Source organism: Gimesia sp., from assembly GCF_048262075.1.
In the GTDB taxonomy this organism is placed as follows: Bacteria; Planctomycetota; Planctomycetia; order Planctomycetales; family Planctomycetaceae; genus Gimesia.
Genome location: NZ_JBLXFK010000036.1, coordinates 1 through 10,574, shown reverse-complemented (window position 1 = coordinate 10,574; position 10,574 = coordinate 1). Strand labels below are relative to the sequence as shown.

Here is a 10,574-nt window from a genome sequence, read left to right as displayed (position 1 = left end):
CACCTGTTTGCACGCCAGGAACATGGCATGCGAACGATCATCCCCGCCACACGTGGGCGTCCCACCAAAAAACTACCCAAAGGGTACTGGAGACGACTTATGACAACGCGATTAAACTCAGAAAAGTATGGTCAACGATGGCAGGTGGAAACGGTTAACAGTATGATCAAACGCATGCAGGGGTCAGCGCTGCGAGCACGTTCCTACTGGTCACAGTGCCGCGAAATTGTCCTGAGAACCATCACACATAACATCATGATCTTGTAGCTCACAAGACCTTTTCTACAGAGCAGACCTGACCCCTTTTTATAATATCATTCCGGTTTTGTTTTTTCACTCAGCTCGCGAGCGACCGTCAGGTAGTAGTTGCGGGCGGTAGCGTTGACCATGTCGCGGGCGAGCCTGGTCAGCGCGTCGGCTTTGACCTGCTGCGCCTCTGGATTGTGCTTGTCCAGCGCTAACATATGGTCGGCAAGTTGCGCGGCCCACTGATTGTCATCTGTGGATAAAGCTTCGCGGGCCGCTGCCAGCAGCTTGTCTGCTCCTCCAGCCAACTTTGTGACACGCTCCGCTTCTGATTTCGGCGAGAGTCGAAACAGGTTGGTAGGGTTGCCATCGAACCAGCCCAGGTATCCACTGAAGACACTGCGGACGCCCCAGTCAGGATGCCCGTAGAATGGCTGCAAATAGTCTTTGCTGGCGAGATTTTCGGGTAGCTCCACGTACTCGACCAGTTCGTCAGGCGTCATTCCCTTGTTCATGCCTTCAACGGTTTTGTCGTGAATGAATTGAACGGCATCCCGGTAGTCGTTGAGCACCTGCTTGACCTTGTCGACTCCGAGAATCGGATTGGTGTGACCACCGACGAGGGCAGCCGCATCCTTGTCAGCGAGTTTACCCAGGCTCTCTGCCCACAGCCGCACGCTGCGATTGGGAGTCCCTCGAATCGCGTACAGATTCGGAAACGAACGGTAAAAGTTGTCTCCGGCAAAGAGGACTTTCCCCGTTGGATCCCAGACAAACAGTTGGTCGTTTGTCTCACCAGGTGATGAGACGAGTTCGAGTTCAAGCCCGGCAACTTTAATCTTTGCCCGCTCACCTTCCAGGAAGTGTGTTGGTTTGGTCGCATCCCCCGAAGCGAACGCCTGACCGCCCCGCTTGGGATAACGGACCGGTGCGATTCCGTTATTGATTCTCTGCTCAGGCGGCAGTTTGAAACCTGCCTGCCTTGCACCGCGGACCTTTTGAAAAGTGACACCACCGGCCACCAGGGGCCCCGCTTCGCTGCCAAAGTTTTTGTGTGCCCAGATTTGTGGACGCTGGTTTCCTATGAACGCTGCTGCTCCGCCGGTGTGATCACCGTGCGAATGCGTAAAGATAATCGCTTTGACGGGCTTGTCGGTCAGCTTGCGGAACTCTGCCATGATACGGTTGGCGTCACCGACCATCATGCCGGTGTCAATAATGACAACGCCGTCATCGCCGACAATCATCGAGACGTTGGAGACACTGAAGCCGACCGCCGTGTAAACATTCTCGGCGACTTTAATGACCTGCTCATCAAATTGCTTTGATTGCTCTGTCAGTTTTTGAGACGCAGCATTGTCTTGAGCGAATAGCGGGGTCGTCAGGAGTAGAATGGCGATCAGAAAATACCATTGCCTCATTTTATATTCCTTTAAGTAAAGTGTGAGATCGTACCAGGGGTGAATTATCTCAAACCGGAGAACAGCTCCTGTTTAGGATGTATCAGTTTATGTGCCCCAGAGTTGCGAATGTCGAGATCATCCGGCTGACCTCAACGATAACCGAAAGCATCGTTCGTGATCAAATTATTTCCATTTTGCTCAATGAGATCGAGGGGACTTGTCACAGCAAATATTATGTGTATAATACACTCATACACAATAGCGTCAACCCCATTTCGCGTTTTGCACGAAATATTAATCTCTCCCCCTTTATCGAGAACACGCATGAAACAGCAGGAACGCCCGGGATTCCTGATCAGTCGCCTGGCCTATCTATTTCGATTACGAGTCGAGGATTTGCTGGCAAATAACGATTGCGAACTTTCGGCAGAAGAATCCGCGCTGTTGATGGTGCTGGTTGAGTCTGGACAGCCACTTCGTCGGGGAGAATTCGCGGAAATCATGTTGCGTGACAAAACCACGATTACACGTCAACTGGATGGACTGGTTGCAAAAGGGCTTGTACGACGAAAGCAGGATCCGAGTGACGGTCGCGCATTTTTGATCTATCCAACCTCTAAAGGGACCCGGCAGATCAACAAGATCCTGCCCGCTGCTAAAGCGTTACGGGAAAGTTTGAAGCAGGGATTGACGGCGGAAGAATGGGAAATCGGTATGAAAGCCATGCGTCAGATGAAAGATAATCTGATTCAGCTGGAATCAGAAAAGTGACACCTAAGCTGCTACGTGTTCGACACCCGGAGAAGAACGGTATCGACGATGCAGGCGCTTTACGCGTGTTAAATACGAATGGAAGAAAAAAGTAAAAACGGAAACGATTTGAAACAGAAACAGACCCCAGTGCCGATAAACACGAAAGGCGGACCAGTCCATGAATGAAGTTACTACACTTTCAAAACGCGTTCGACACCCGAAACTTGCAACCCCCGCACGGTTCCTGTTCGCCTTATTCCTGGTATCGACGGGCCTGATGACGATGAAATTAGGCATTCAAGGCTACCCATTGCCCGACGAACCTTCGGCATTACACGACTTTATGCAGGCACTGGACAACACAGGCTACATCATCTTCTGGGTGGGGCTGGTCAAGTTCATTGCAGGCAGCCTGCTGTTCGTTCGTCGTACAACGCCGCTCGCGCTGTTGATCGCTCTCCCTTATACCGTCAACATCCTGCTGTACTGTATTTTCATCGCCAACCAGTACCTGCTGCTGGGAATTCCCGACTTTCTTTGCAACGCGTTTCTCATCTACGCATGGTTCGACTGGTACAAAGGCTGCTTTGAAGCAGAATAAAAGACCAGGTATGCTCTGCACTGTACTTATCAACTTACCATCGGTAACATCTTTTCGATCTGCCTGACGAATCATCGGCCAGCGGAGACTGGCACGAAACCCGCTGATCTGAAACAATCTCCATTGACGCCTACTCGGACCTGGAAGTGGATTTCCGAAACATTCGCTTCCGCCGGGCTGGCACTGAACCAGAAACCGGTGCAGGTGTCCCTCTGGCGAGACGCCCCCCGATTCAGGATTAGATTCTTCCCTAAATATAGCGCCCTGCTGAGAGACCGCTTTTCAGATAGATACAACGTGTGATGACAAATACAACGCAACAGGAGACCCCGCCTGCCAAGACTGACGGAGAGGGACATTCCGCTCCTCCCGCTGAACGCTTAAGTAAAAGCATGACACTGCTCCTCGCGACTACGGTCGGGATGGTGGTTGGCAACCTGTACTACATGCAGCCTCTGCTGGGGTTGATCGCCATAGACCTGGGGCTGACAGAAGGAGAAGTCGGCAGTGCCGCTACTCTAAGTCTGATCGGCCAGTCCGTGGGGATGCTGCTGATTCTGCCTCTCGGCGATATCTTCAACCGCCGCCCCCTGATTCTGATCTCGGTTTTCCTTTCGATCTGCGCGCTGCTGTTCGTCGGAACTTCTCATGGAGTCGTTTCACTTTCGCTCGCCTGCCTCGCGCTGGGACTGGCGACCACCGGCACACATATGACGATTTCCCTCGCCGCCAGTCTGGCCAGCCCGGAACAGCGGGGTCAGGTCGTCGGCACCGTGGTCGGCGGACTTTTGACCGGCCTGCTGCTCTGTCGGACGATCAGCGGGTTCCTGGGAAAGCTGATCGACTGGCAGTCCATTTATTTCCTCGCCGCGGGCATGCTCGTCTGCCTGTTTGTTCTGCTCTGGCGTTACCTGCCTGGCACACAGCCACAGATCCGCCTGGGATACTTTCGTCTGCTGACCTCCATGTGGAAGATCTTTCGTTCAGAACCCGTGCTGCGGGAATCGTGCCTGTTTGGCAGTATGAGCATGGCGGCGTTCTGTGCCTTCTGGATGACGCTGGCCTTTCACCTCGAGCGCCCTCCCTTGAATTACGGCAGTGATGTGGCCGGCCTGCTGGGACTGCTGGCAATCGGAGGCGCCATCACCGCCGGAATAATTGGACGCCTGGCAGACCGGTTTGGTGCCCGGCCGATCATCGGACTGTTTCAGCTCTTCACCCTCACCTCATTCGGCATCTTTTATCTCTGGGGAGAAACCCTGCTCGGACTGGGAATTGGCGTCGTGGTGATGGACCTCGGCATTCAGGCGGTTCACGTAGGCAACCAGTCGCGGATTTACAGCCTGGCCCCCGAAGAACGCAATCGTCTGGGCACGATCTACATCGTCACCTACTTTGCCGGCGGATCACTGGGCGCCGCAGGCAGCGTCTGGAGCTGGACCCATTACGGCTGGTCAGGCGTCTGCGCCATCAGCGCCCTGTTTCTGGTGGTCTCAACCCTCTACTGGGCCTTCACGGCACGACGGTATGCCGCCTGATGAAGAGAGAATTCCTTACGCCTCTAATTACCTTGTTAGCACATCTGGATATTCTATAAATCTATAGATGCGAGTCCAAAGATTACTTCTTGCGCCAATCTTTGATATATAACACATGTTTGTCTGAGAGGCGAAGAACAGTGTGTTGATCAATAATTTCTTCAGCTTCCTCTCCGTATTTTTGAACTTCATCAATTGCAATAAAGACTTGCTTATTAAACTGCTCATATACTGACATCATATTTGCAACTGCTTCATTTTCCACATTCTTGAACAGTAGAGAATCATGAATAAGAATAGGTATATCGGATGTCATAAATACTGCCCAATCAAATAAAACTAAATTCGAGTATGCTTTACCGGTACCAGTATCCTCAAATATTTCATAATTGTAATTAGTGGAAGTAAAGGACAGGTAAGGGCTCTTTTTACTTGAGCTATATATAATTGAAGATAATTCCCTCAGAGTAGGGTTTATCAAGTTTTCAATTTCTGTAAGTAAGAGCTTCTTTAAATCGTTAAGTTCGCCCTTAAGATCTTTGACCGTTTGACTTAGTTCAATATTTTGATCGTAATATTTATTTTCTAAATTTGCCGTCCGCATATTGGATGATAGCGAATAAACCCGGTCCACTATGACTCCAGGATTATCGATATTACTTTTGCTAAGAATTGAGTTCATTTTATCGTCAAGTTCAGCTAGCACGTCGTTGATGCGGGACTGTTCGACCAACAGTTCCTTTTCACTGGCTTTAAGTTCTTTTCTTAATATTTTAGCGATATCCGAATGGAACTCCTCTACTTCAGCAATTTTTTCATCTAAAATTTCTGGGAAGAATTTTTTTAGGACATCAAATTTTTTACTCCGAACATTCTTATTCTTTTTTAACGATTCTTCGACACGTTTTAATCTTATATCGACGAGCAATTTAGATTGTAGAAGATTATCTTTTTCAGATTTAATTTCTTCGACTTCACTATTTACGATCTCTCTAATATTAACTGCGTATTTTTCCAGATGATTCTTGATGTCATCCAGTTCACCAGAGATCTGCTCAGTAGCAATTTGATTTTGAACGTATTTTTTTTTGCTAATTTTTGGAATTAAATTTTCTTTAAAGGCATCAGAAAACGCTTTCTTTTCTGATAACTTTTCTTTTAACCTTGCTGTCAAATTCTCAATAGAGTCAAATTTTTGATATAACTTGAGTGCAAAGACAAGAGACTCTGAAGCCTCGTTTTTTTTATGCTCCGTAAGAGGGCGATAAGGGTTAAGATTCTCTTTCCCCCAAATTCTAGAAAACAGTGAAACCATTTTTCTAAATGTAAGCCCTAAGTGATTTATTCCATATGAATCACTTAGAAATTCGCGATACTCTTTAGTGGAAATTGAATCTCCTATAATTAGATCATCAGTGCATTTAAATATAATTTCAGAATCACTTGTACCTCTCATAAATGAATGAACTATCCCATCGAATTCAAATTTAAAAAAATATTCGTGATGCCCAAGTTCGTCTATCACATCTTTGTTGTGTTCATAAAAAGTATCTCCCCCCATCACAAAATCAATCACCATTAAAAAGGTGGATTTTCCGATTGAGTTGGTTGCCACACTATCACCAACTACAACATTCAGCCCTTCTGTGAAAGTGACCGGAGTGGTCCTAAATTTATCGCAATGAATCTCTACTAACATGCTTTTATTGACTCCTTGTCAACATCAAGTTCAATACGACCAAGAACAAACAAGGAGTCCAGAGCTAAAATGAACTCACCAATATCTTCAAAATTCTTCTGTGTCTTTCGATATAAATCATAAACAGTTACTTCATTTTCAAGTTCCTCTAAGATCAAAGGAAGTTGAGAAAGAAGCGATTGATCTAGTGAAGTGAATTTATTGGGGACTATCACTCGAAAACCTCACAATTTTGGATAAAGAAAGATGTAATAATCTCTGCTCCATCCTTACTCTGGGGTTTTGTCTTCATCTGAATCCATTTGACAATGTTATCAAAAACAGCCTGCTGGCTGATTTGCTGCTGTTTTTGTTTTGTATAGAAGGTTTTTATTTGAAGTGAAACTAGATTCGAAAATTCAGCATTTGATTTATCGAGATTAGCTAGCTGTGATTTAATAAAACTGTAATAGTCTGTCACATTATTTCGTATTTTACGAACGGTAGGTCTACTGATACTTTGGTTTGTTTTATCGTTAATAGTTTTTGGGTCATAACCAATATCTACACCGTTGTCGATTTCGGTTATGTCTAGTTCATATAGAGATTCAATAATTGAAACGAGTTCGGATTCGATACCGAATTGCTTCCAGAGAAGCTCTTGATAAGATCTTTCGAGAAATCTTTTCTTTAGCTGTACCAATAATCTGTATTCTTCAACCGTCCTATGTTTATCCAGCTTCCCGTGACAAGTCTCACACAATGTAATGACATTCTTTTCATCATTAACATCATCACTTAATTTCTCTTCATCCTTGAGTAATTCAATTTCTTCTGGAGATGGGTTCAATGGATATATATGAGCAATCTCATAAGCCTTATAACTCTTGCCTTTTTTTATATGAAAGAGAGGTTCAGTACACAGAGGGCACACGCCGCCAACCTGACATGTCAAAGCAACATTTTGTGCGGGAGTGTAATCTTTTCTTTTATTCTTGCTCATAATCGCCAATGATGGACTGAAGTAATATAAGACTACTTTGGTGAACTATTACCTTCGTGCATTAATCGTTAGAAGCTTTAATTAGTATTCAAATGATATGCCGTACATCATACCCTGAGTAAACCAATGTTCAAGCATCTATTCTATTTTAGCTTTGCATGGAAATGCAGTTTTCAATCATTAAATTGACCGGCTAAGAACGAATTGATCTTCAGGAGTTATTTTTCCTCATACAAAATAATTTCATCTTCAAACCGTAGATAAATTAAGAGACTTTAAATGAAGTTGAACAAGTCAATGAACAAAATAAAACACGGCTTACTCCTACTCTACATTCCGTTACTGACTTCACTCTCTGCAGTCGATGCCGCTGAACCTGTCACGGAACCACCTCCCAGCGGTGTCGAACAGGCGCATGCGGAATTGTGGCGTCGATTCGTTGACTCGTACGGCATCATTCATGACTTTGTCGGTGATCTGCCGACACCGGAAGACTGTCGGCTGGGGAAGCCCAACGCAATTGGCTGGTGGAGTCCTATTGAAGACGGTCCCATGTTTACGGGTCTGTATCTGCCTGCCATCTGCGAGCGGGCACGGCGCACGGGTAATCCGGTCGACAAAGAACAGGCGCGACGGCTGGCAGGCGGGCTGATGAAATGTGCGTCGGTCTCAGAGGTGCCGGGCATGATCGTACGTGGCGTGGGCACGGACGGCGTCTGTCATTATCCGCTCGGCTCTGACGATCAGACGCATCCCTGGTTTTACGGCCTGCATGCGTATGTAATGAGCGATCTACCCACTACGGACGAACGGCGGGAGATTGTCGCAAAAATGAAAACCGTTGCGAATGTGCTGGAGTCCACCGGCTGGCGCTGTCCCGGCGATTGTGCCTTCAAAGGTCAGTTTCGTGGCGGATACACAGGGCACCTGTTTCGCGATGCCGTTCGCTATCTGTACCTGCTACGGGCCATGTATGACGTGACTGGGGAGCAGATCTGGCTGGATCGCTACCAGGCAGCACAAGCGGCGATTCCCGAACATGCGACAAAATCGCGAGCAGAGATCTGCGCGGAAGGTTATGCCAGAGACCGCGAAGCCATTCGTCACATCGATACACATCAGCTCTGGATCTACGTCGGCACCCAGGCTTCGCTGGCACAACTCGTCGCGCTGGAAACGGACGAGAAGCTGCGGGCACTCTATCGCACCGGGTTGAAACTGAATGCCACGCAGGCCCTTGTATCGCTCAAAGACTATCAAAAGTTTGACAACCAGGACACGAAAGTCTTCGGTAATGCGGACTGGCGGGCCGTTTACAACACGTGGTTCCCGCAGAAGACTCAGGCCGATGCCGAACGCCTGGCCCGCACAGGCGACAAAACCCGACGCGGCGAACGCAAATCGTACGAGCAGGCCTGGATGCAAAACCCGCTCGCAGCGGCAGCCATTGTCGCCCTCGCCGATGACGGCTCCCAGCGAGACCTCATCGAAGCCGCCATCAATCATTACGATTACTCCAAACTCAACATGGCCACCTTCTTCTTCGCTGAATGCGCTGTTTATGCCCTGCCTGAGACAAAGTGAAGCCTTCTTTACTTCTACATCCAGATCTCACTTAAGCGGCTCCTCTGTTTTCTGTCACAGTCGCGGGGTCAATGTACTATTCTGTCACCGCGTGCTAAAATACAGTTGTGAGGATCACCGCCTTTAAACTGGGCAGGCTCCGTGAATCAATTCCGGAGGAAACCATCCGCGCACTCTGATGGACTCTCTGGTCAGCCGACAGAATCGGGACCGAGAGCGTTTCCCCTGAGTTGAATCAAATGAGGATAGAACGAATGAGCCTGCGTATTGTCATCTTACTGTTCCTGCTGTTGACGTCTCCATTATCTGCCCAGGATCGCTGGCCCGGTTTTCTGGGTGCGGAGGCCTCCGCCATCAAAGCCGATTCTGTTCCCACCAGCTGGTCGCCTGGGAAAAACCTGGAATGGAAAGCCGACATTCCCGGCTATGGTCAGTCCAGCCCGGTTATCTGGAGAGATCAGGTGTATGTCACCTCCGTTGAGGGACCACAGAAGGAAAAACTGCACGTCGCCTGCTATTCCCTGCAGTCCGGCAAACAGCTCTGGGATCATGTTGAGCCTTCAACTTACCCTGAGAAAAACAGCGTGTATATCAGCCGGGCGGCTCCTACGCCGGTTCTGGATGAGCATGGAATTTACGCTTACTTTGAAAGTGGCGACATCGTTGCCTTGTCGCACGCAGGAAAACGGAAGTGGGCGGCTTCGCTGACCAAACGCTATGGTGCCCCCCAGAATAAATTCGGACTGTCTGCCTCTCCGGTCCAATGGCAGGATCGCGTGATGATTCTGATCGACGACGAAGGTCCATCCTACCTGACCGCGGTCAGCAAAGCAGACGGCAGAGAACTATGGAAGACCGCCCGCAAGAGCCGCGTCAGTTGGAGTTCCCCCATGCTGGTTCCGGTGGATAAGACATTCCAGGTCGTTTGCAGTTCGGCCGGTTCTGTTGACGGCTATGATCCCCAGACAGGAAAACAGCTCTGGACCTACGAACAAGTAGGCGGTAACAACAAAACCAGCCCCATCCCGGCTGGAAACGGACAATTCCTGATCGGTGCTTCCCCCGGCCGGGAAGGCGATAACAACGAACTGGCGAAAAAATCCAACGGCCTGTTTGAGATCAAGCAGCAAGAGCAAACCTGGCAGCCTCAGTTCGTCTGGACCAACGCAAGCCCGGTCCCTTCCTGGGCGACCCCGATCGTCTATCGTGGAAACGCGTACTGGGTGAATCGGGTCGGCGTGGTTTACTGTATCGATGCGACCAGCGGCAAAGAAGTTTATACCAGCCGCATCAAGGAATCCTGCTGGGCCACGCCGGTCGGACTGGGAGATCACATTTACTTCTTCGGGAAAAACGGCGTCACCACCGTCTTACAGGCAGGCGATGAATTCAAAGTCGTCGCAGAAAATGAACTCTGGACCGAAGACGCACCCCCGGTCAACAACATTCCGACCGCCGCCGAAGATTCAGAACAACGCCGCCGTTCCGCCGCCATGTTCTCCCGCCCCACGATGTACGGCGTGGGCATTGTGAATGGTTCCCTGCTCCTGAGAACCGGTAGCCAGCTGTATTGCATTCACCAGTAGATTTTAAAGGGGTCAGGTCTCTATTTTAAGAGACCTGCCCCAATCCTGTTCGGCCCGGCGTTTGCTCACGGCGTTTGCTCACGGCGTTTGCTCACGGCGTTTGCTCACGGCGTTTGCTCACGGCGTTTGCTCACGGCGTTTGATTTTTGGATCAGGGCTTTTGGTGATTGTAAAATCTGCGG

The 10,574-nt window shown here is 48.9% G+C and carries 10 protein-coding genes; 6 read left to right on the top strand and 4 right to left on the bottom strand.

Annotation, left to right across the window (positions count from 1 at the left end):
• Positions 1 to 267 (top strand): transposase (locus tag ACN0YH_RS27890; RefSeq protein WP_417382890.1); only part of this gene is annotated, 267 nt, incomplete at its 5' end.
• 47 nt (positions 268 to 314) lie between these two features.
• On the opposite strand, the gene ACN0YH_RS27885 is transcribed toward ACN0YH_RS27890, so the two are convergent.
• On the bottom strand, positions 315 to 1,667 hold the full coding sequence (locus ACN0YH_RS27885; protein ID WP_417382889.1) for an alkyl sulfatase dimerization domain-containing protein: 1,353 nt from the start codon (positions 1,665 to 1,667) through the stop codon (positions 315 to 317).
• A gap of 306 nt (positions 1,668 to 1,973) precedes the next feature.
• Here ACN0YH_RS27885 and ACN0YH_RS27880 point away from each other — a divergent pair, with 306 nt between their 5' ends.
• The 3 genes from ACN0YH_RS27880 (at position 1,974) to ACN0YH_RS27870 (ending at position 4,541) form a co-directional block, all read left to right on the top strand.
• Complete coding sequence (locus ACN0YH_RS27880; RefSeq protein ID WP_417382888.1) at positions 1,974 to 2,420, top strand: MarR family winged helix-turn-helix transcriptional regulator; 447 nt, start codon at positions 1,974 to 1,976, stop codon at positions 2,418 to 2,420.
• 160 nt (positions 2,421 to 2,580) lie between these two features.
• A complete protein-coding gene (locus ACN0YH_RS27875) occupies positions 2,581 to 3,003 on the top strand; it encodes a hypothetical protein (protein ID WP_417382887.1) in 423 nt (140 codons plus the stop codon).
• 302 nt (positions 3,004 to 3,305) lie between these two features.
• A complete protein-coding gene (locus tag ACN0YH_RS27870) occupies positions 3,306 to 4,541 on the top strand; it encodes an MFS transporter (RefSeq protein WP_417382886.1) in 1,236 nt (411 codons plus the stop codon).
• Positions 4,542 to 4,623: 82 nt separating this feature from the next.
• Here the strand turns inward: ACN0YH_RS27870 and ACN0YH_RS27865 are convergent, their stop codons facing one another.
• Genes ACN0YH_RS27865 through ACN0YH_RS27855 form a run of 3 tightly spaced genes read right to left on the bottom strand, consistent with a single transcriptional unit; the run spans position 4,624 to position 7,222 of the window.
• On the bottom strand, positions 4,624 to 6,240 hold the full coding sequence (locus ACN0YH_RS27865) for a DUF2326 domain-containing protein (protein WP_417382885.1): 1,617 nt from the start codon (positions 6,238 to 6,240) through the stop codon (positions 4,624 to 4,626).
• Positions 6,234 to 6,455: an ABC-three component system middle component 7 gene (locus tag ACN0YH_RS27860; RefSeq protein ID WP_417382884.1), complete on the bottom strand. Its 222-nt coding sequence runs from the start codon at positions 6,453 to 6,455 to the stop codon at positions 6,234 to 6,236. Before ACN0YH_RS27860 ends, ACN0YH_RS27865 begins: the two co-directional genes overlap by 7 nt.
• Complete coding sequence (locus tag ACN0YH_RS27855; protein WP_417382883.1) at positions 6,452 to 7,222, bottom strand: ABC-three component system protein; 771 nt, start codon at positions 7,220 to 7,222, stop codon at positions 6,452 to 6,454. The genes ACN0YH_RS27860 and ACN0YH_RS27855 overlap by 4 nt, the downstream gene beginning before the upstream one ends.
• Positions 7,223 to 7,519: 297 nt before the next feature.
• Here ACN0YH_RS27855 and ACN0YH_RS27850 point away from each other — a divergent pair, with 297 nt between their 5' ends.
• Positions 7,520 to 8,806 (top strand): hypothetical protein, encoded by a 1,287-nt coding sequence (locus ACN0YH_RS27850; RefSeq protein ID WP_417382882.1) that lies wholly within the window; start codon positions 7,520 to 7,522, stop codon positions 8,804 to 8,806.
• A gap of 254 nt (positions 8,807 to 9,060) precedes the next feature.
• Entirely contained in the window at positions 9,061 to 10,392 is a 1,332-nt protein-coding gene (locus ACN0YH_RS27845) for a PQQ-binding-like beta-propeller repeat protein (protein WP_417382881.1), read from the top strand.
• The last annotated feature ends 182 nt before the right edge of the window (positions 10,393 to 10,574 follow it).

Excerpts from the sequence above, each read along its gene's own strand:
- ACN0YH_RS27885 (WP_417382889.1), bottom strand. The coding sequence starts at position 1,667 with ATGAGGCAATGGTATTTTCTGATCGCCATTCTACTCCTGACGACCCCG.
- ACN0YH_RS27880 (WP_417382888.1), top strand. The coding sequence starts at position 1,974 with ATGAAACAGCAGGAACGCCCGGGATTCCTGATCAGTCGCCTGGCCTAT.
- ACN0YH_RS27875 (WP_417382887.1), top strand. The coding sequence starts at position 2,581 with ATGAATGAAGTTACTACACTTTCAAAACGCGTTCGACACCCGAAACTT.
- ACN0YH_RS27870 (WP_417382886.1), top strand. The coding sequence starts at position 3,306 with ATGACAAATACAACGCAACAGGAGACCCCGCCTGCCAAGACTGACGGA.
- ACN0YH_RS27865 (WP_417382885.1), bottom strand. The coding sequence starts at position 6,240 with ATGTTAGTAGAGATTCATTGCGATAAATTTAGGACCACTCCGGTCACT.
- ACN0YH_RS27855 (WP_417382883.1), bottom strand. The coding sequence starts at position 7,222 with ATGAGCAAGAATAAAAGAAAAGATTACACTCCCGCACAAAATGTTGCT.
- ACN0YH_RS27850 (WP_417382882.1), top strand. The coding sequence starts at position 7,520 with ATGAACAAAATAAAACACGGCTTACTCCTACTCTACATTCCGTTACTG.
- ACN0YH_RS27845 (WP_417382881.1), top strand. The coding sequence starts at position 9,061 with ATGAGCCTGCGTATTGTCATCTTACTGTTCCTGCTGTTGACGTCTCCA.